The organism is Mesorhizobium sp. M0140, assembly GCF_040322475.1.
Taxonomy (GTDB): domain Bacteria; phylum Pseudomonadota; class Alphaproteobacteria; order Rhizobiales; family Rhizobiaceae; genus Mesorhizobium.
In genome coordinates this window covers 51,405-72,106 of sequence record NZ_JAMYTM010000016.1, presented here as the reverse complement: position 1 = coordinate 72,106, position 20,702 = coordinate 51,405, and the positions used below count along the sequence as shown (strand labels likewise).

Sequence of the window (20,702 nt, the reverse complement as noted above, 5' to 3'; positions counted from 1 at the left end):
CCAGAAAGACCTCAGCGTGCGCAAGCGAGCCACCAGGGACGAGACGGAGCTTGAAGTCGAAGGCGCGCAGCTTTCGTCGTCGCTGGTGCGCGGGCTCGGCATCCTGCGCGCTTTCCGCCCGGGCGATGCCTCACTCGGCAATCAGGACATCATTGCCCGCACCGGCCTGCCCAAGGCCACGGTTTCGCGCATCACCTATACGCTAAGCGCGCTCGGCTATCTCCTCTACGACAAGGACCTTGGCCGCTACAGCCTGGGACCAGCCACCGTGGCGCTGGGTTATTCGGCACTGAGTTCCAGTGCGGTTGTCCACGTCGCCCGGCCGCTGATGCAGCCGCTGGCCGATTTGACGGGGGCGGCGGTGGCGCTCGGCACCCGCGACAGCCTCAACATGGTCTATCTCGCCAACTGCCGGTCGGAGAGCCTTGTCACGCTGCGCCTCAACCCGGGCTCCTATCTGCCGATCTGGAAGACATCGATGGGGCTGGCCTATGCGGCGGCACTTTCATCCGAGGAGCGTGCCAGCCTTGTGGGGGCTTTGCAGGAGGCCGAGCCGGACAGGGCGGCGATGATCGCGGCGGCGATCGACGATGCGATCGCCCAGTATGCCGACAAGGGCTATGTGACGTCGTTCGGCGCCTGGCACAGCTACATCCATGCAGTCGGCGTGCCGTTCCGTCCGAGTGACGGCTCGCCGCTGGTTGCCATCACCTGCGGCGGCATCGGCGAGATCATCACGGAAGAGCGCGCGCATGCCGAGATCGGACCGGCGCTGGTGGCGATGGTGAAGGCGCTGGGCAGAGAGCTCGAGGGGAGTCCCGGGTAACGGGATTGGCCCAGACGATCGGACTCGCATGCCGGCTTGAACTTGCCTGATCGTGACCGCACAGTCGCCGTCGATGGTATGGCGGTCGCGCGTGGTTGGCGTCCATCGGGTTCAGGTGACGGGGGGAGAATCAGATGCCGATGAATTTTGCAGGACGGTTCAGCGGTCGAGCGGCGGTGATCACCGGCGGCGCATCGGGCATCGGTCTGGCAGTGGCTCAGAGGATTGTCGAAGAGGGCGGACGGGTTTCAGTCTGGGATCGCGATCCTGCTCAGATCGAACAGGCCAGGACTACCCTTCCCGGCCTCCACGGTGTTGCCATTGACGTCGCCAATGCGGCCGGCGTGGAACGCGCCAAACAGTCGGCGATCGAAGCGCTTGGCGGTGTCGACATCCTGGTCACCAGTGCGGCGATCACCGGACCCAACATGACGACCTGGAATTACTCGGTCGAAGATTGGCAGAAGGTCATCGACATCAACATCAATGGCGTCTTCTATTGCAACAAGGCGCTTGTCCCGCACATGCTCGAGCGCAACTATGGCCGCATCGTCAACATCGCTTCGATCGCCGGCAAGGAAGGCAATCCCAACGCTTCGGCCTACAGCACCTCGAAGGCCGCGGTGATCGGCCTGACCAAGTCGCTCGGCAAGGAGTTGGCCAAGACCAAGGTGACGGTCAATTGCGTCACACCGGCGGCCGTGCGCACCGCGATCTTCAGGCAGATGAGCCAGGAGCACATCGACTTCATGCTGTCCAAGATACCGATGGCGCGCTTCGGCGAGGTCGACGAGGTGGCGGCGCTGATCTGCTGGATCGCCTCGGAAGAGTGTTCGTTCACGACCGCCGCCGTATTCGACGTTTCCGGCGGCCGCGCCACCTACTGAGGCAGGACGCATCTCAATTCCGCGTGACGACGCAACGAACTGGAGCGTAGGGGCGTATAGTCCCAGACGTCGAATCGACGTTGACGCAACAAAGCTATGCGGGAAAGCTATGACGCGGCATGACAGTTCAGCATGCGTGATGACCTGCCGGCGCGGGGCAACTGGTTGGCGGTTGACGGACGCTGCAGCCATCCGACGGGAGCTTGCTTCTTTTGCTTAGGGCCGAGCCTTGCGCGCTGTCCGACGACGAGCTTCTGGACCGCTATCAGCGCGCCGCCTTCGACTATTTCCTCGAGAACGTGAACCCCGAAAACGGATTGGTCGCCGACACCTCGCGGCCGAATTCGCCGGCCAGCATCGCTGTCGTCGGCTTCGCGCTGTCCAGCTATCCGGTCGGCGTCGAGCGCGGCTGGATGGCGCGCGATGCCGCCGCGAAGCTGACGCTGGCCGCGTTGCGTTTCTTCTCGGCCGGCTCGCAAGGCAATGGCGAGGAGGTCACCGGCCACAAGGGTTTCTACTACCATTTCCTCGACATGCGGACCGGCCTGCGCGTCTGGCGCTGCGAACTGTCGATGGTGGATACGGCATTGCTGATATCGGGCATGCTGGTGGCGGGCGCCTATTTCTCCGGTGATGATGACGAGGAAGCCGAAATCCGCCAACTGGCCGAGGCGCTCTACCGGCGCGCCGACTGGCGGTGGGCACAAGGCTCAAGCCCGACCTTGCGACAAGGCTGGAAGCCGAGGAGCGGCTTTCTCCACTATGGCTGGGAGGGCTACAACGAAGCCACGATCCTCTACGTCCTGTCGATGGCCTCGCCCGACAGCCCGACCTCGGACAACAGCTACGAGGGCTGGACGGCGACCTATCAGTGGGAGAACATTTACGGCTACGACGTGCTGTATGGCGGTCCGCTGTTCATGCACCAGTTCTCGCATGCCTGGATCGATTTCGCCGGCATCCGCGACGCCTTCATGCGCGAGAAGAACTCGGACTATTTCGAAAACAGCCGCCGCTCGACCTATCTGCATCGCGACTATGCACGCCACAACCCTTACGGCTATGGCGGCTACGACGAGAACCTTTGGGGTCTTTCGGCGGGCGACGGGCCAGGCGGTTTTCGCACCAGCGTGGAGCGACAGCGCCGGCGGTTTTCCGGCTATGCCGCGCGCGGCGCGCCGTTCGGGCCCGATGACGGGACGATCGCGCCTTGGTCCTATCCGGCATCACTGCCTTTCGCCCCGGAGATCTGCCTGGCGGCGTTGCGCCATCTCGGTGATCGCTACCCCGAGGTGATCGACAATTTCCGACTGCCGAGCGGTTTCAATCCGACATTGGCGAACCGACGTAAATTCGGGAGGCACGGCTGGGTGTCGGAAGGCCACTATGGGCTGGATCAAGGCATCGTGGTGATGATGATCGAGAACCATCGGTCAGGGTTGATCTGGAGACTGATGCGGTCAAATCAACACATCCGCAACGGCTTGCGCAAGGCCGGATTCAATGGCGGCTGGCTGTCTCAGCCGGCAAGCCCGGCGTCGGGTGGCGGCGATGTCGCGTGACCGGACCAGGGCTGCCGCCTTTCCTGTCGATCACAACGACATTGAGCTGATCAAGGGCGCCCATCCGCCGCACCGGAAGAACCCGCAGCCGGACGGTCCCTACAACCTCGTCGTCATCGGTGCCGGACCGGCTGGACTGACCGCCGCCTACGAAGCGGCCGGCCTCGGCGCAAAGGTCGCGCTCATCGAGCGCAACCTGATCGGCGGAACTTGCGTCAATGTCGGCTGCATCCCGTCGAAGTCGATCATCCGCACCGCAAGGCTTTATGCCGACATGCGCGACGCCGAGAATTTCGGCGGCGACATGCCGGACCGTCTTCACGTCAACTTTCAGCGCGCCATGACGCGGATGCGGCAGATCCGGCAGCGGATCAGCCGCGCCGATGCCGCCGATAGCCTGATTGCCGAAGGCATCGACCTTTATTTCGGTGAAGCGCGGTTTTCCGGAAGGGACGCTGTCACGGTCGCCGGACAAACCTTGCGTTTCAGAAAGGCGCTGATCGCGACAGGCGCGCGCCCGAGGCTGCCGACGATCTCGGGGCTTGCCGACGCCGGCTATCTCAGCAACGAGACCATGTTCGATCTCACGGAGTGCCCGAAGCGGCTTCTGGTCATCGGCGGCGGACCACTCGGTTGCGAAGCGGCGCAGGCCTTCTGCCTGCTGGGCGCGAAGGTCATCCAGGCGCAGCGCGAACCGATGTTCCTGCCCGGTGAGGAACGCGATGCCGCCCAAATTCTTTCGGACGCGCTGGCGCGCGAAGGTGTCGAGGTTCGCCTCAACACCGAGGTGGTGGCGGTACGAACGGAAGGCGGCAAGAAGCTCGCCGACCTGGTGTGCGACGACATCACGACAACGATTTCCGTCGACGAGATCATCACCGGCATCGGCCGATCGCCCAATGTCGACGGTCTCGACCTGGAGAACGCCGGGGTGGCATATGATGCCGACGGCATCAAGGTGGACGATTATCTCCGAACCGCCAATCCACGCATCTATGCGGCGGGCGACGTCTGCCTCGCCTACAAATTCACCCATACCGCCGAGGCGACAGCCCGCATGGTCGTGCGCAATGCCCTGTTTCTCGGACGCAGGAAACTGAGCGAACTGGTCATTCCGTGGTGCACCTATACCGATCCGGAGATCGCCCATGTCGGCCTCTATCCGGCGGAGGCGCGCCAGAGCGGCATTCCGGTCAAGACCTATACGGTGCTGATGCACGATGTCGCCCGTGCGGTGATGGACGGCGAGGAGGAGGGTTTTGTCAAAATCCACGTCAGGGAGGGGTCCGACCGCATCCTGGGCGCCACGGTCGTCGCCAGCCATGCCGGCGAGATGATCAATGCGGTGTCGCTGGCGATCAAATCGGGCATGAGATTGCGGGCGCTGGCCGACGTCATCCATCCATTCCCGACGCAGGCGCAAGGCATCAAGATGGCCGGTGACGCCTATCGGCGGACAAGGCTCACCTCATCATGGAAGCATCTGGCGGGCCGCTGGTTGGCGTGGTCCAGGCGATGGTGACATTCGGCAGGGCGCGCAGCTGGTGCATCTGACATTCAGCGACGATGCGGCGCTTGACGAAAGCGGCGTTCGGCTGAACAAGTCGAAGCCGATTGTTGTGGTTTTGGGGCCGTCGCGCATGTCGTCTGGAATGAAGCCTCCGGCGCAAAGCCCAGAGCGTCCGCTTTGAAACCCGCGGACGCACAACCGCTCGACGCTGCCTCCGCGGCGAAAGCCGGGCGACGTGTGCTGGTTGTGTCCCACGATCCGGCCTTTCCGCCGATCTCCGGCGCGGATTTGCGGAACTACCGCAATGCTGAGTCTGCTGCGCAATTCGGCCCGGTCTGCCTGGTGTCTGTGCTGCCGCAGGCGACGGAAACAACCGATCCGTCGATCCGCACCGAAGCCTTGTCGATCAAGGGAGAGGCCCGCTCCGCTTCGATCGGGTGGTGGCGCATAAGGGCGGAGCGTCGCATCTCGCGCGTCGCCTTGACGCGGCTGGAGGCACTGGTTCGGGACTTCCGCCCCGATACGGTGCTGATCGAGGGCATCGGCCTGTTCAAGCTGCTGCGGCCTTTGCGGGCATTGACGAAACATCTCATCCTCGACATGCACAACGTCGAGTCCGACTTGGCGGGGCAGTTGCGGCACGTCGATGTGAAGCGGCCTGCGGTGGCGACGATCAGCGCGGGCATCAGGCGTCTCGAGAGAAAAGCGATTGCCCTTGTCGACCGGGTCTGGGTCTGCTCGAGCCAGGATCGAGAGCGGTTGATGGCGCTTTCCCGGCATAAGTTGCCGATCGATGTCGTTCCAAACGGAATTCCGCACGCCGGGCACAGCCCCGAAACGCTGCCCGCCGAGCCCGGATCCGGCGAAAGCTTTCCGGTGATCCTGTTCGTCGGCCATCTCGGCTATCCGCCAAACGTCGACGCCGTCCAGAGATTAGCCGGCTCCATACTTACGCGCATCCGACTGGCCTTGCCGACCGCGACATTGATTCTCGCTGGGCGCAACCCGACAACGGCCGTGCAAGCGCTGGCAGGATTGCGGGGCGTGGAGCTTGTCGAAGACCCCGAAGACATGGCGCCGCTTCTTTCGAGAGCGCATCTCACCATCATCCCGCTTGCGGCAGGCGGCGGCACCCGCATCAAGATTTTGGAGGCGATGGCGTGGGGCGTGCCGGTGATCGCCACGCCTCTGGCGGCCGAGGGCCTGGATCTGGTCGACGGGGAGGAGCTGCTGCTGTCGGATACCGATGAAGGGCTTGCCGGAATGGCTGTCGGACTCTGCCTGGATGCCGACCGCAGGGCACGGCAGCGCATCCGCGCGCATCAAGCGGTTTGGGCAAGGTTCGGCCCAGAAGCCATCCGCAATGCTGTCCGCGGCGGGCTGGGGCTGGACGAGGCTGGCACATGATCCGTCCCTCCACCAGATATGGAGGAGCCACATCGTTCCACATCGCTTGCAGGAGCCCCGCTTCGCACCACGTCCAGCCGGAATTTCGTGGTCTGCCCTATCAGGATGCGTGCTGAAGCTCTTGCCGAATGGGGCCGAGATAGGTTTGCGGATGCAAGCGTCCCCAAACATGGCCCCGGTCGGTCAGATGCGCGACCTGCTCTATCCAGCGTCTCGGCGCATCGGGGTCCCTCACCTCATGCCAGTCGTCGACGATAATGACAGGCAGGCCCTGGTAGAGCGGGTCGAGCGGCGAGGTCCTGGTGACGACGATGCAGCCGAGATAAAACAGCTCCCATGTCCTATGGCAGTCCAGGCCATTGCCTTCGGTGGACAGCACGAGCGGGTATTGCGAGTATAGTTGCCAGATCGAGCGCTGGGAGACCCGTTTCGTCAGGAAATCGACATGCGGACATCCGCCCAGGGCATCAAGCAGTTCCCGGCGCTGCCTCGAGCCATTGCTGATGCTGAAATCAGAGAACAGCCTGGGCGGGCGGCGGTCCACATGATCCTGCCGGGCGCGTATGATTTCCAGTTGCTTCACAAGCCCTGCCGGCGTGGCAAGGGACCGAGGCGTGTGAAGATCGAGCCCGATCGGGAAAGGCTTCACTCTGGGGTGAGTGCCGTCACAATTCTGGCTGTACCAAGAGACCAGGAAAGGGTTGGCGAGAAGTTGGTCGACGGTGTCCTTCGCCAGATCCGACGGCACCGAAGCATCTCCGTCGGTCGTCAGCAGCGTGAACGGTGCCGTGATCGTCGGCAGCACGATCCTGACGAACGTGTCGAGGTCGCAGGTTTGCGCATCCCTGGACAAGGTGCTCAGGCGCAGCCAGACGATGCCATGCGCGCCGCTGTAATGTTGGCGGAAAAATGCCTCGCTCTGCGTCGATGCAGTTGGCGCGTTGCGATACCAGCGCGGCCCGGCGAAATCGCAGAAATGCCCGATGCCCTGCGACCACAGCACGGGCGGAACGTCAAGAAACCTTAGCGCCCTGGAATAGACGACTCTTTTGACAGCCCTTCGAAACCTGCCCATCGGCAACTCCTAGCGCGGATGCCAATAGCGTTGCAACGTACTGCCTGGCATATTCGCCTTGAGCCGAACCCGGGCTAAAAATTTCGAGCCGTCTGGCGGCGTCGCAACTGGCTGACGATCTCGCCGGCTGCAGTGCCGCGACCAACTCCCGGCACGGACAGAGGCACGCGGCGGTCTACAGACTTGATCGCGGCAAAGGTCGAAGTGCTTGCGGTTCAGCGCAAGACCGCACATCTCAATCGTGCAATTCCCGCGATATCGGCGGACCGAGGGAGAAATCGGAGAACGTTACCTCAAAGCCCTCGCGTTGCGGCGAACAGCACATCATGCCGATATCGACCGTCTTCGAGGTCGGGAAATAGGCAAGCCGCACAGGCTTCCAGTGGCCGTCGGAAGCATCGAGGTACTGGACGCGGATCGCCTCGGCGTGACGGGTGAACCGGATCCTGACGCCGTTCGGATCGGCATGAATGGCGACCAGCGACCAGTCTGACGTGTCGTTGGTGACGACAACGGAGAAATAGGCAAGGCCGTCGGTGTACTCGATACCGGCCTTGATCCAGTGCGTTTCGCTGAGCCGGACCATCAGCCCGGCCTGATCATAGAGGACTTCGTAGTCGCCTTTGACCGTGACTTCGGCGCTGAAATCGCCTTCGACCGGCCGGTGCAGGAAGTGGCCGTTGTCGCGCCAGAAACCGTAGAAGGTCTCGCGCCAGAAATCGGTCTCCTTACCGGTGCGCACACGAACGCTGTCGCCGTCGATAGAATGGTGCGGCGGCGGGTTAAGCCAGATCAGATCTTGCACTGTCATCCTTTCGCGCCGTCCAATCCAGATGTGCATGGCGGTGTTGCCGGCATGATCGGCAGTGACCGATCAGTCAGGCTGATCGGTCGACGGCCGATCAGCCTGCGAACGTATAGGCCGTCTTCACCGTGGTGTAGAACTCCGCCGCATAGTGGCCCTGCTCGCGCGGCCCATAGCTCGAACCCTTGCGGCCGCCGAAGGGAACATGGAAATCGACACCCGCCGTCGGCAGGTTGACCATCACCATTCCGGCCTCCGAATTGCGCTTGAAGTGCGTGGCATGCTTGAGGCTCGAGGTGCAGATGCCGGAGGTCAAGCCGAAGGGCGTGTCGTTGGCGACGGAAAGCGCCTCGTCATAGTCCTTGACGCGAATGACGCTGGCGACAGGTCCGAAAATCTCCTCGCGCGAACTGCGCATGGCATTGGTGGCCTCGGTCAGCAATGCCGGCTGCAGATAGAAGCCTGGCGTCTTGCGGTCGAGCCGCTCGCCGCCGAAGGCGAGCGTGGCACCTTCCCTGACGCCGATGGCGATATAGTCCTCGTCCTGCTTCAGCTGCGTCGCGTCGACGACAGGACCGATCTGGGTCTGCGCGTCGAGCGCATCGCCGATGACCAGTTTGCTCATGCGATCCTTGAGGGCATCGACGAAACGGTCATGGATGGCCTCAGTCACGATCAGCCTGGACGACGCGGTGCAGCGCTGGCCGGTCGAGAAGAAGGCGCCATTGAGCGCGCAATCGACGGCGATCGCAAGATCGGCATCGTCGAGCACGACCAGTGGGTTCTTGCCGCCCATTTCAAGCTGGAACTTGCGCATGTGTTCGATGCTTGCCGCGGCAACGCGCTTGCCGGTACCGACCGAGCCGGTGAAGCTGATGGCGTTGACGTCGGGACTGTCGAGCATCGCCTGACCGACGACCGAGCCCTTGCCCATGACGAGATTGAGCACGCCCTTTGGCAGGCCGGCGCGATGCAGGATGTCGACGATGGTCCAGGCGCTCTCGGGAACCAGTTCAGCCGGCTTGAAGACGACGGTGTTGCCGTGTGTCAGCGCCGGAGCGATCTTCCAGGCCGGAATGGCGATCGGAAAATTCCACGGCGTGATGATGCCAACCACGCCGACCGCCTCGCGCGTCATCTCCACGCCGACGCCCGGCCGCACGCTCGGCATGACCTCTCCGGTCAAACGCAACGTTTCGCCGGCAAAGAAATCGAATATCTGGGCGGCGCGAATGGTCTCGCCGATGCCTTCTGCCAGCGTCTTGCCTTCCTCACGCGCCAGGTTGCGGCCAATCTCGTCCTTGCGCGCCAGAATCTCGTCGGAGGCCTTTTTCAACACCGCGTGACGCGCCAGCGGACCGGAGCGGGACCAAGCCGGGAACGCTGCCTTGGCCGCGGCGATCGCCTGCTTGGCCTGTTCGACACCCGCCGAGGCATAATCGCCGACGATGTCACCGGTATCCGAGGGGTTGATGTTGCGCGAACCGGCGTTGCCGACCCACTCGCCATCGATGAGGTTCTTTCGAAACAGCGTCATATCGTATGTTCCTGCTTGTTGGCCGCGCGGGCATCTGTCTGAACTGGTATTTGCCAGACAATTGCCTCGCGGGAAAGCAAACAGTGAACCAGCAGCCGCGACAAAAATCCCCGCTTGCGCCGCGCGGATGGCGGGCGACGACAATGCCCCATCGAGCCTCGATGCAGCCAACAGCCACGATGCATCATTCGGCTTGGGGCCGATTTGGTCTGTACACAAATGTCCATAGCCTTGATTTGCCTGAGGCAGCGTGTCATGCGTCGTGTCGATGGCAGCTCTCGAAACGACGATTCAGCGCGCCGGCGCCACCGGCAATATCAAGGCCACTCGCGAAGACTGGCTGAAGCTTGCGCTTGAAACGTTGATCTCTGACGGTGTCGAACGCGTCCGCGTGCTGACGCTTGGACAGAAGCTCGATGTGTCGCGTTCCAGCTTCTACTGGTATTTCAAGAGCCGACAGGATCTGCTCGATCAATTGCTGGATTACTGGCGGCAGACCAACACCAGGTTCATCGTCGAACGGGCCAGGCGGCCTTCCGCGACCGTGATCCGCGGGGTGATGAGCATTTTCGAATGCTGGGTGGACGAAAAACTGTTCGATCCGCAGCTGGATTTCGCGATCAGGGCCTGGGCCCGCCGCTCGCCCGCCATCAGGCGCGCGCTCGACGAGGCCGACGAGGAGCGCGTCAACGCCATCCGCGACATGTTCATGCGCCACGGCTATGAGGAAGAAGACGCGTTCGTGCGAGCCCGTGTGCTGTATTTCATGCAGATCGGCTATTACTCGCTTGAGCTCAACGAGCCGATGAGCAGCCGCCTGCCTCACGTCGCCGGTTATCTGCGCAGCTTCACCGGCCAGGAGCCTCCGGAGGAGGATGTCGAAGACTTCTCGCGCTATGTCGAGAAAACGCTTTCGCGCAACCGATAGTACGGCCCGCTCGGCCCCCGCAGCTGGCGACTTCGCGGGCGCATCGGCCCAAATAGCAAGCACGTTTGCTGCCGACAGCAGCGGAGACGCCCCTCTGCCGCATCGGCGCAAAGCGGCGTCATGGACCGTTCATTCCGTCCTCCGCCAAGCTCTAGACACATATGTACAATACCGATAGGGTACGCCACACTGACTGGGTGGAGTGCGACAGGATGAAATCCCAATACAGGGCGATCGTCATCGGCGGCGGCGTGGTTGGAGCCTCGGTGCTCTATCACCTGGCGAAGTTCGGCTGGAGCGACGTCGCGCTTATCGAACGCGAGGTACTGACAGCGGGATCGAGCTGGCATGCGGCCGGCGGGTTCCATGCGCTGAACGCCGATCCCAACATCGCCGCCCTGCAGGCCTATACGATCGACCTGCTCTCCGAGGTCGAGAAGGAATCGGGCCAGAGCATCGGCATGCACATGACCGGCGGCATCTCGGTCGCCTCGGCGCCCGAGCGCTGGAAATGGCTCAAGGCCTCCTACCGCATCTTCCAGACCATGGGCATCGACGATGTCCACCTGGTCGGTGTCGATGAGATCAAGCAGCGCTGCCCGATCCTCAACACCGACGGCATGCTGGGAGGCCTCTATGCCGCGCGCGAGGGCCATATCGATCCCTCAGGCGTCGTGCACGCCTATGCCAAGGCAGCCAGGCTGCGCGGCGCCGACATCATCGAGCACAACCGGGTGCTGGAACTGAACCGCCGCGCCGATGGCGGCTGGGACGTGGTCACCGAGAAGGGCATGGTGATTGCCGAGCACGTCGTCAATGCCGGCGGACTGTGGGCCAAGCAGGTCGGCAGGATGGCCGGCATCGACCTGCCGGTATCGCCGATGGAACACCATTATCTCGTCACCGAGGCATTGCCCGAAATCCAGGCGCTGGACATGGAATTGCCGCTGATCGTCGATCTCGAAGGCTTCACCTACATGCGCCAGGAGCAGAAAGGCCTTCTGCTTGGTATCTATGAGGTCAACCACAAGCACTGGAACATGGACGGGGCGCCCTGGGACTACGGCATCGAACTGATCCAGGAAGATACCGACCGCATCGCCGACGAGCTGGCGCTCGGCTTCAGCCGTTACCCCTGCCTAGAGACAGCCGGCATCAAGCGCTGGGTAAACGGCGCCTTCACCTTCTCACCGGACGGCAATCCGCTGGTCGGCCCGGTGCGCGGCGTGCCCAATTACTGGGTGGCGTGCGGCGTCATGGCCGGTTTCCTGCAAGGCGGCGGCGTCGGCAAGTCGCTGGCCGAATGGATGATCCATGGCGAGCCGGAAGCCGACGTCTACGGCATGGACATCGCCCGCTATGGCGACTTCGCCTCCAACCGCGAATACATCAGGCAGACCACCGGGCAGTTCTATTCGCGCCGCTTCGTCATGAGCTATCCCAACGAGCAGCTGCCGGCGGGACGGCCCTTGAAGACAGCCGGCGCGCATGACGCGATGGATGCCGCCGGCGCGCGCTGGGGCAATTCATGGGGCATGGAAGTGCCGCTCTATTTCGCGCCGCAAGGTTTCGTCGAGACACCGACGCTGAAGCGCTCCAACGCCTTCGACATTGTCGCACAGGAATGCCGCAAAGTGCGCGAAGGTGTCGGCCTGCTCGATATATCAGCTTTCTCGCGCTACGAGATCACCGGTCCGCGGGCCGAGGCTTGGCTGGACCGGCTGCTTGCCTGTGCGCTGCCCAAGCCGGGACGCGCCAAGCTCGCGCCGATGCTGGGCGAAAACGGCAAACTCAAGGGCGACCTCACCGTCTTCAACTGGGGAGATGGCTCCTGGTGGATCATGGGATCCTACTATCTGCGCCAGTGGCATATGCGCTGGTTCGAGCAGCATATGAGCGAAGGCGTCACCGTCCGCGACATTTCGGACGCCATTGTTGGTTTCTCGCTCGCCGGACCCAATGCGCGAATGCTGCTCGAGCGGCTGACACACCAGGATGTCTCGCACGAGGCTTTCGGCTTCCTCGCCTGCAAGACATTGGATGTCGGCCTGGTGCGGGCCAAGGTCGGTCGGCTGTCGGTCATCGGCGAGCTCGGCTACGAGATCCATTGCCAGGCCAATGAGCACGCGGGCCTGCGCCGTGCGCTGCTTGCCGCAGGCAGCGATCTGGGCGTCACCGAATACGGCTTCGGCGCGGTCAATTCGCTGCGCCTCGAAAAGAGCTTTGGCATCTGGTCGCGCGAGTTCACGCAGGACTATACGCCTGATGAGACCGGGATGGACCGCTGGATCGCCTTCGACAAGGGCGATTTCATCGGGCGGGAGGCGGCCCTGAAAGAGCAGAAGGCTTCATCGAGGCGCACGCTGGTGACGCTCGAAATCGACGCGGCGGATGCCGATGCCAGTGGCTACGAGCCGGTCTGGAACAGAGGCAGGCTTGCCGGCTTCGTCACCTCCGGCGGCTATGGCCATACGGTCGGCAAGAGCCTCGCCATGGCGCTGGTCGAGCGCGAGGCGGCCGAGATCGATACGCAGTTGACAACCCACATCGTCGGCGTCGAAAGAGGTGCGCGCGTCATCGCTTCGTCGCCATACGATCCACTGGGCAAGGCGATGCGGGCATGACCGATCGAACCGGCGGCATCCGTGCAAAAGACCATGCAATGATCCACGTTCCCTTCAGAAAATCAGATCTGTCCGGCACGCCATGACCAGACGCTATTCCGCATTGTCGCTGTTCAAGGAGGGCCTGGCCGGCCAGACCGGCTGGAAGCCGGCCTGGCGCTCGCCCGAGCCGAAGCCAGCCTACGACGCGATCGTCATCGGCGGCGGCGGCCATGGGCTGGCGACGGCCTATTACCTGGCAAAGAACCACAACATCACCAGGGTCGCTGTGCTGGAAAAGGGCTGGATCGGCGGCGGCAACACCGGCCGCAACACCACCGTGGTGCGCTCCAACTACTATTACCCGGAAAGCGTTGAGCTCTACGGGCTGGCGCACCGCCTTTACGAAGGGCTGGGCAAGGACCTGAACTACAATGTCATGCTGTCGCAGCGCGGCATGGTCAATCTGTGCCACTCGACCGTGGAGATGGAGATCGGGGCGCGCACCGTCAACGCTATGCAGATCAACGGCATCGATGCCGAATTGTTTTCTCCCGAGGATGTGCGCCGGGTGGCGCCGATCTACAATTTTTCGCCGGACGCGCGCTTCCCGGTGTTCGGCGGCATCTGGCAAGGCAGGGCCGGCACGGCGCGCCATGACGCCGTCGCCTGGGGCTACGCGCGGGCGGCGAGCCGGCTCGGCGTCGATATCATCCAGAACTGCGAGATCACTGATTTCATCATCGAAGGCGGCCGCTGTCGCGGCGTCCAGACTTCGCGTGGCGCGATCCGTGCCGAGCGCATCGGCATGGCGGTAGCCGGGCATTCTTCGGTGCTGGCGGCAAAGGCCGGCTTCCGGCTGCCGATCAATTCCTATGCGCTGCAAGCCTGCGTGTCCGAGCCGGTCAAGCCGATCCTCGACACGGTGGTGCTGTCGCCCGGCTGCGGCGTCTATGTCAGCCAGTCGGACAAGGGCGAGATCGTCATCGGCGGCGGCCTTGACCGCATCCCTTCCTATGCGCAGCGCGGCAATCTGCCGACGCTGGAGGGGGTGATTGCCGGCCTTTTGGAAATGTTTCCGATCTTCGGCCAGCTCAAGCTGATGCGGCAATGGGCCGGGATCGTCGATGTCGTGCCGGACTCCTCGCCGATCATCGGCGAATCGCCGCTGCCCGGCCTGTTTCTCAATTGCGGCTGGGGCACGGGCGGCTTCAAGGCCATTCCCGCCGGCGCAACGCTGCTTGCGAACCTGCTGGCGACCGGCAAGCACAACGACATCAGCCGCCCCTTCGACCTCGATCGCTTCGCCAGCGGGCGGCTGATCGACGAAGCGGCCGGCTCCGGCATCGCGCATTAGAGGCAATCATGCAGTTGTTCCCTTGCCCATTTTGCGGCCCGCGTGACGAGACCGAATTCCACTATGGCGGCGATGCCGGCAACATCAGGCCTGACGGTGCCGACGTGCCGATCGATCGCTGGGCTGAGTACCTCTATCTGCGCGGCAATCCGAAAGGCACGGCGCGCGAGATCTGGGTTCACATGATTTGCGGCGAGTTCTTCGTCATGGAGCGGGACACCATCACCCACAAGGTGCTGTCTTCGGCCGCTCTCGACGGGGAGCATGCCGCGTGACCGCCTCGCGTCTTGCCACCGGCGGCAGCGCTATCGACCGCTCGCGCCCGATCCGCTTCAGCTTCGACGGCGCCACCGTGCATGGCTTTGCCGGCGACACCATCGCCTCGGCGCTGCTGGCCGGCGACGTCGCGGTCGTCGGCCGCAGCTTCAAATATCACCGGCCGCGCGGCATCTGGGGTGCCGGCGTCGAGGAGCCGAACGCGCTGGTCGATCTCGGCGGCAGCGTGCCAGCGAAGCCCAACACGCGCGCCACGACCGAGCCGGCGCGCGACGGGCTGGTGGCGAAAAGCGTCAACGCCACGCCCAGCGCGCTGGCCGACCGCAACGCCTTTCTCGACCGTTTCGCACGCTTCATACCGGCGGCGTTCTACTACAAGACTTTCATGTGGCCGGACTGGCACAGGTTCGAGCCGCGCATCCGCGCCATGGCGGGATTGGGCACAGTCGACGCCGACTGGATCTCGCCGGGCACGGCGGACCAGATCAACCATCATTGCGATGTGCTGGTTGTAGGCGCGGGACCGGCAGGGCTGGCGGCGGCAAGGCTGGCGTCTGGTGCTGGCCTGACCGTCACACTGGTCGACGACCAGCATAGCCCCGGCGGATCGCTCGGCCATCGTGCCGCGGAGATCGACGGCAAGCCGGCGGCCGTATGGGTCAAGGAGACGATTGCCGAGCTTGCCGCTGGCGGTCACCTCATCCTGCCTTCGACCACCGCCTTCGGCATTTACGACCACAATCTGGTCGGGCTGAACCAGCGTCATCTCGACGGCCGGCCGGATACGCTGTGGCGGGTCAGGCCGCGCCAGATCGTGCTGGCGGCCGGCGCCATCGAGCGGCCGCTGCCCTTCGCCAACAACGACCTGCCGGGCATCCTATCGGCGGATGCGGCGCTCGCCTATCTCCGGCGCCACGCTGTGCTGGTCGGCCGCCGCATCGTCGTCGCCACCAACAATGACAGCGCCTATGAGGTGGCGGGGGCGCTTGCCGAGGCCGGCGCCGAAGTCAGGCTTGTCGACATCCGGCGCGACGGCACGCCTGCCGCGCCGGCCAATGTCCGGCTGGCCAAAGGGCGTTCTCTCATATCCGCCAGCGGCAGGCTGCGCGTCGACGGCGTAACGCTCGACGACGGCACGAGGTTCGATGCCGATTGCGTCCTGATCTCGGGCGGCTGGACGCCGACCATCCATCTCTTCGGCCAAGCCAAGGGCAAGCTCGCCTGGAGCGAGGCGCGCGCGGCCTTTCTGCCGGGCGATCCGGTCGATAACATCGCGGTGGCAGGTGCGGCTGCCGGCGCGGTTTCCTTGTCGGAGGTGTTTGCTGGCGCCAGCACCGCCGTTGCATCGCTCGGCCAGACGAAGGCTCCCCTACCGCGGAGCACCGGACCGGAGGCGACGGGAGGCATTCTGGCGGCATGGCCGATGCCGGGCTCGAAGGGACGCATCTGGATCGACTATCAAAACGACGTGACGGTGAAGGACGTCGAGTTGGCAGCGCGCGAAAACTTCGTCTCGGTCGAACATCTGAAGCGCTACACCACGCTCGGCATGGCGACCGACCAGGGCAAGACCTCCAACCTGCCGGGCCTGGCGCTGATGGCAGGCATCACCGGCCGCACCGTGCCGGAGGTTGGCACCACTACATATCGGCCGCCGTTCACGCCGGTGCCGCTGGCAAGCTTTGCCGGCGCGCGCGTCGGCGAATTGATGGTGCCGGTGCGGCGGTTGCCACTGGAGAACGTCCACCGCGCTGCCGGCGCTGTCTTCCAGGAATATGGCGGCTGGCTGCGCCCGGCTCACTATGGCGGCGCGGCAGATGCGGAGCGTTCGATCGCGGACGAGGCGCGGCGCGCCCGTCAATCCGTGGCGCTGTTCGATGGTTCGACGCTCGGCAAGATCGAGGTGATCGGGCCGCAGGCGGCCGCATTCGTGGATTTCCTGTACTACAACACCATGTCGACGCTGAAGCCCGGCCGCTGCCGCTACGGCTTCATGCTGTCGGAGAACGGCGTGGTCTTCGACGACGGCGTTCTGGTGCGGCTGGACGAGCATCGCTTCGTCGTCTCGTGCTCGTCCTCGCATGTCGCTGCCGTTCACGCCCGGCTGGAGGAATGGCGTCAGGACCGTTTTGGGCGCGACGCCGTCTACATCCACAACGCCACATCAGACATGGCGACGCTGACCGTCTCGGGGCCAAACTCCCGAAAACTGCTCGAAACGCTTGGCCTCGGCCTCTCGCTCGACGATGCCGACCTGCCGCATATGGCGATCGCTCATGGCACCTATGCCGGCGACGATGTCCGCATTGCCCGCGTCAGCTTCACTGGCGACAGGAGCTACGAAATCTCCATCCGGGCCGATCGCGCCGAGCCGTTATGGGCGCAACTGCGCCAGGCCGGCCAGGCCTTCGATGCCGTTGTCATCGGCCTCGAAGCGCTGATGATTCTGCGCGCCGAGAAAGGCTTTATCGTCATCGGCAAGGACACTGACGGCACCACGCTGCCGCATGATCTCGGCGTTGAAGGCCCTCGCGTCAAACGCCAGAGCGAGTTCGTCGGCCGCCGCTCGCTGTTCACCGAAGAGGCCTCGCGTGACAACCGCTTGCAGCTTGTCGGGCTGGCGGTGCCGCAAGGCGAAGCGCCGCTGCCGACCGGCGCGCATGGCATCAAACGGATCGACGGCGGATTGCGCAGCCAGGGCTTTGTCACCTCGAGCTACCAGAGCCCGACGCTCGGCCGCCCGGTTGCGCTTGGCCTGATCGAGCGTGGCGCGGCCCGGCACGGCGAGGCGATCGACATCCAGCATCTCGGCAAGATCAGCAAGGCGATGATTACCGCACCTTGCACCTTCGACCCGGCAGGAGACCGGCTGCATGCGTGATCTCGCGGAAAAATGGTCCGTTGCACCGGACTGGCAGGGCGCGGTCATCGCCACGCCGGGCCTTGCGATACGAGCAGCCCTCGGCCTCAACCAGTTGCTGGTCAGCGGCAACCTCGACGCGTGGGCACGGGCTTCCGGTGTCGACGGAACTGGCGTAGGCGCTTTTGGCCCCGCACAAGGCGACCGCTATGCGGCGCGGCTGGCGCGCGACCGGTTGCTCGTCGTGTCGAACAGCCCCTTCGTCATCGCCACGGGCTGGCATGCAGACGGCTTCGCGGCGACGGCGATCAGCGCCGGGTTGCAAATATTCGAGGCCGAGGGCACGGCACTCGACGCTTTCATCGCGCGTGGAACGACGCTCGATCCCAGCCAGCCAAGTGCCAGTGCAGCGCTTTCCTTCGCCGGCATCAGCGCCGTCGTCTATCGCCATGACGGCAAGCTGCGCATCCATGTCGATCGCGGTCTTGCCGCCTATCTCTGGACATGGATGGAAATTGCCGTCGGCAACATCGCCGCCGGATCAGCCGCTTAGCCGGCGGCAGTGCGATCAGAGCGTGAACGACCAGAACAGGCAGGCCAGCGTCGCGGCGGCAAAGACGACGAAGAACAGGCTGCGCAACAGCACGTTGCGACGCAGCTCGTTCATGACGAAGTGACAACCGACGATCGCCGCCGCAAACAGGAACCGCCAGTTCAGCAATGCCCACACGGCGCTGCCCTGCCCGAACGCCCATCTGGCGACAAGACAGCCGACGATGGTCGCAACCAGTGCAATCACGGTCCAGAAGAGGGCGTCGGCGGCATGGGTCAGGACGACGCCGGCCGCCCTGATCGGCAGGATCATCATCAGCATTGCGCTGAAGAAATAGACAGCGGCAATCGGGATGAACACGCCGGCGTCGGCGATGCCGTCAAGACGCCTGACGCCGATGGCACCATAGGGATAGCCGTGCCTGGCGACAGCCAGGCTCAACGCCATGAGCAAGGCGGTCAGCACGGCGACCAATGCGAAGGATGTGAGGGCTTTGCTCATGACGTTCCTGTCCTAGACGAATCAGACAGGAACGTTTTTAGCGGGCAGTCGTAAATTGCGTAAGCGAGATCAATCATTACGCGAATTTCGATTGCGGCGTAATCCGCCGACGGCGTCTATTCGGCGGCGATCCTGCCTGCCGAGCGGTTGGCCAGCACGAAGCCGACCTCGTCGACCGCCTGCGCGGCACGCTTAAGGATCGCCTCGGAGTGTAGCACGCCGTCGGTGAAATCCTTGTCGGTGGCGTAGACGGCGGTGGGCAGCGCAAAGGCCTCGAAGAAGCCGAACAGCGGCCGCAGCTGATGTTCGACAATCAAGGCGTGGCGCTCGCCACCGCCGGTCGCCGTCAACACGATGGGCTTCCCCCGCAGCGCTGCCGGATCGATCAGGTCGAAGAAGTGCTTGAACAGGCCGGTATAGCTGCCCTTGTAGGTCGGCGAGCCGACGACGAGCACGTCGGCGGCGAGGATTTCCTCCAGGATCACGCGCGCCTGGCCGTCGAGATCGCGGGCCCATTTCGCCGTTCCCAGCGACGGACCGAGGTCCTCGATATCATAGGTGCTCGCCGACAGGCTGTGGCTGGCGGCGATGTCCCTGGTGACCAGATCGACGAAGGCGCGCGTCTTTGACGGCCGGGTGATGTTGCCGGAAAAGCCGACGACTGTTGGATTTGACATGGCAGTGAACCTCTTGGGGTATAGTGGCCGAAAAATTTTGCTGTGGCGAGCCTCTCGCCCGCCGGTGAGAAATCAGCTCCAGGCGTGCAGCGGCGGGTTTTCGCCGTTGAGGAAATATTTGCCGAGGATCGAATATTTCCAGCGCACCGGATCGTGCAGCGTGTGCGTGCGCGCGTTGCGCCAATGCCGGTCGAGATTGTGTTCGGCCAGCGTCGAGCGGGTTCCCGCAAGTTCGAACAGCCTGTTGGTGGCGGCAATGGCGATCTCGGTCGACAGGATTTTTGCCTCGGCGGTGACGATCTGGGCGTGCGCCACCGTCTCGGCGGTCGGCTCGATCACCGCCCGGTCGATTGCCAGGCCGGCCTTTTCCAGCAGCGCCTGCGCCGCGTGCAGGCGCAGCGTCAGGTCGCCGATGGCCTGGATGGTGTAGGGATCGTCCCAGGCATTGTCGACGCCACTGTCGATCCAGGCTCGGCTCTTGGTCCTGACGAAATTGACCGTCTCGTCGATCGCTGCCTGGGCGATGCCGGTGTCGACCGCCACCTGGATGATCTGGAAGATGGCGCCGTCGGCGGTTGGCCTGTCAAAACCCTTGTAGCCTGGCACCAGATGCGTCTTCGGCACCTTGACGTTGTCGATGATGACGGTGCCGGACAGCGTCGTGCGCTGGCCGAAGCTCGACCAATCGTCGATGACGGTCAAGCCGGGCGCGCCGCGGTCGGCGATCGCATACCAGGCACGGCCTTGGTCATCGAGCGCGACGATCGGCACGAGATGAGCGAGCAGCGCGCCGGACGAATAGAATTTGCGGCCATTGACGACGACATGGTCGCCGGCATCGGTGAAGCGGGTTTCGAAATCGGCGGCGCGTTTGGAGCCGAACTCGGAAAAGGCGTTGCCGAACCGCGTGCCTTTCAACGCTTCGGCAAACAGCAGCTTCTGCTGGTCCGCGTCGGACACGGTGCGGATGGCGGCGACCACGCCGAGATGGTTCTGGGCAATCTGGCCGATCGAGGAATCGGCCGCCGAGATGATCTCGATCACCTTCGCCAGCGTCGCATAGGACAATTCCGGCCCGCCGAATGCCTTGGGCACGTTGATCGACCACAGGCCGCTTTGCGAAAAGGCATCGAGTTCGGCAACCGGCCAGATCCGCTCGCGGTCGCGCCTTGAGGAGTCCTTGACGAATTCGGCGGCGAGCGCGTGGGCGATAGCAATCGCCTCGGCGGCGTCCTTGATGATGTGCGCCGGCGCGGTCGGTCTTGCGACTGCCGGCACGGCGGCGGAAGCCTGGTCGGTCTTGACGGTCGAAACGGTCATTTCACTGCTCCTTGGGAT

The 20,702-nt window shown here is 63.9% G+C and carries 17 protein-coding genes; 11 read left to right on the top strand and 6 right to left on the bottom strand.

Annotation, left to right across the window (positions count from 1 at the left end; genetic code table 11):
• Window positions 1-16 precede the first annotated feature (16 nt).
• The 5 genes from NKJ37_RS17675 to NKJ37_RS17655 all read left to right on the top strand — a co-directional run bounded on the left by NKJ37_RS17675 (window position 17) and on the right by NKJ37_RS17655 (window position 6,192).
• A complete protein-coding gene (locus NKJ37_RS17675) occupies window positions 17-826 on the top strand; it encodes an IclR family transcriptional regulator (RefSeq protein WP_023811559.1) in 810 nt (269 codons plus the stop codon).
• A gap of 134 nt (window positions 827-960) precedes the next feature.
• Complete coding sequence (locus tag NKJ37_RS17670) at window positions 961-1,713, top strand: SDR family NAD(P)-dependent oxidoreductase (protein WP_352551182.1); 753 nt, start codon at window positions 961-963, stop codon at window positions 1,711-1,713.
• A 212-nt stretch (window positions 1,714-1,925) separates the two neighbouring features.
• Entirely contained in the window at window positions 1,926-3,275 is a 1,350-nt protein-coding gene (locus NKJ37_RS17665; RefSeq protein WP_352774518.1) for a glucoamylase family protein, read from the top strand.
• Entirely contained in the window at window positions 3,265-4,797 is a 1,533-nt protein-coding gene (locus NKJ37_RS17660) for a mercuric reductase (protein ID WP_023811556.1), read from the top strand. The genes NKJ37_RS17665 and NKJ37_RS17660 overlap by 11 nt, the downstream gene beginning before the upstream one ends.
• Window positions 4,798-5,022: 225 nt before the next feature.
• Window positions 5,023-6,192, top strand: coding sequence for a glycosyltransferase (locus NKJ37_RS17655; RefSeq protein WP_032909249.1), 1,170 nt, complete (start codon window positions 5,023-5,025; stop codon window positions 6,190-6,192).
• Between the two features lie 100 nt (window positions 6,193-6,292).
• Here the strand turns inward: NKJ37_RS17655 and NKJ37_RS17650 are convergent, their stop codons facing one another.
• The 3 genes from NKJ37_RS17650 to NKJ37_RS17640 all read right to left on the bottom strand — a co-directional run bounded on the left by NKJ37_RS17650 (window position 6,293) and on the right by NKJ37_RS17640 (window position 9,609).
• Complete coding sequence (locus tag NKJ37_RS17650) at window positions 6,293-7,267, bottom strand: hypothetical protein (protein WP_352439775.1); 975 nt, start codon at window positions 7,265-7,267, stop codon at window positions 6,293-6,295.
• A gap of 235 nt (window positions 7,268-7,502) precedes the next feature.
• Entirely contained in the window at window positions 7,503-8,078 is a 576-nt protein-coding gene (locus NKJ37_RS17645) for a DUF1349 domain-containing protein (RefSeq protein WP_352719537.1), read from the bottom strand.
• A gap of 91 nt (window positions 8,079-8,169) precedes the next feature.
• Window positions 8,170-9,609, bottom strand: a complete 1,440-nt coding sequence (locus NKJ37_RS17640) for an aldehyde dehydrogenase family protein (protein WP_352751718.1) — start codon at window positions 9,607-9,609, stop codon at window positions 8,170-8,172.
• Between the two features lie 268 nt (window positions 9,610-9,877).
• On the opposite strand from NKJ37_RS17640, the gene NKJ37_RS17635 reads away from it, so the two are divergent.
• The 6 genes from NKJ37_RS17635 (at window position 9,878) to NKJ37_RS17610 (ending at window position 18,186) form a co-directional block, all read left to right on the top strand.
• Entirely contained in the window at window positions 9,878-10,537 is a 660-nt protein-coding gene (locus tag NKJ37_RS17635) for a TetR/AcrR family transcriptional regulator (RefSeq protein ID WP_352751717.1), read from the top strand.
• A 212-nt stretch (window positions 10,538-10,749) separates the two neighbouring features.
• The gene (locus NKJ37_RS17630; protein ID WP_352751715.1) at window positions 10,750-13,161 is read left to right on the top strand and encodes a GcvT family protein; all 2,412 of its coding nucleotides are present in this window, start codon (window positions 10,750-10,752) and stop codon (window positions 13,159-13,161) included.
• 82 nt (window positions 13,162-13,243) lie between these two features.
• Window positions 13,244-14,497 (top strand): sarcosine oxidase subunit beta, encoded by a 1,254-nt coding sequence (locus NKJ37_RS17625; RefSeq protein WP_352751713.1) that lies wholly within the window; start codon window positions 13,244-13,246, stop codon window positions 14,495-14,497.
• 8 nt (window positions 14,498-14,505) lie between these two features.
• On the top strand, window positions 14,506-14,772 hold the full coding sequence (locus NKJ37_RS17620) for a sarcosine oxidase subunit delta (protein ID WP_352751712.1): 267 nt from the start codon (window positions 14,506-14,508) through the stop codon (window positions 14,770-14,772).
• Entirely contained in the window at window positions 14,769-17,654 is a 2,886-nt protein-coding gene (locus NKJ37_RS17615) for a sarcosine oxidase subunit alpha family protein (RefSeq protein ID WP_352751710.1), read from the top strand. Before NKJ37_RS17620 ends, NKJ37_RS17615 begins: the two co-directional genes overlap by 4 nt.
• Window positions 17,647-18,186, top strand: a complete 540-nt coding sequence (locus NKJ37_RS17610) for a hypothetical protein (protein WP_352751708.1) — start codon at window positions 17,647-17,649, stop codon at window positions 18,184-18,186. The genes NKJ37_RS17615 and NKJ37_RS17610 overlap by 8 nt, the downstream gene beginning before the upstream one ends.
• A gap of 15 nt (window positions 18,187-18,201) precedes the next feature.
• Here the strand turns inward: NKJ37_RS17610 and NKJ37_RS17605 are convergent, their stop codons facing one another.
• From NKJ37_RS17605 to NKJ37_RS17595, 3 genes are all read right to left on the bottom strand, one after another.
• Window positions 18,202-18,687: a hypothetical protein gene (locus tag NKJ37_RS17605; RefSeq protein WP_352719527.1), complete on the bottom strand. Its 486-nt coding sequence runs from the start codon at window positions 18,685-18,687 to the stop codon at window positions 18,202-18,204.
• Window positions 18,688-18,803: 116 nt separating this feature from the next.
• Window positions 18,804-19,364 carry an FMN reductase gene (msuE, locus tag NKJ37_RS17600; protein WP_352611572.1) on the bottom strand — a complete coding sequence of 187 codons (561 nt, stop codon included), beginning with the start codon at window positions 19,362-19,364 and terminating at the stop codon, window positions 18,804-18,806.
• A gap of 72 nt (window positions 19,365-19,436) precedes the next feature.
• Window positions 19,437-20,684 carry an SfnB family sulfur acquisition oxidoreductase gene (locus tag NKJ37_RS17595; RefSeq protein ID WP_352719525.1) on the bottom strand — a complete coding sequence of 416 codons (1,248 nt, stop codon included), beginning with the start codon at window positions 20,682-20,684 and terminating at the stop codon, window positions 19,437-19,439.
• Between the last annotated feature and the right edge of the window lie 18 nt (window positions 20,685-20,702).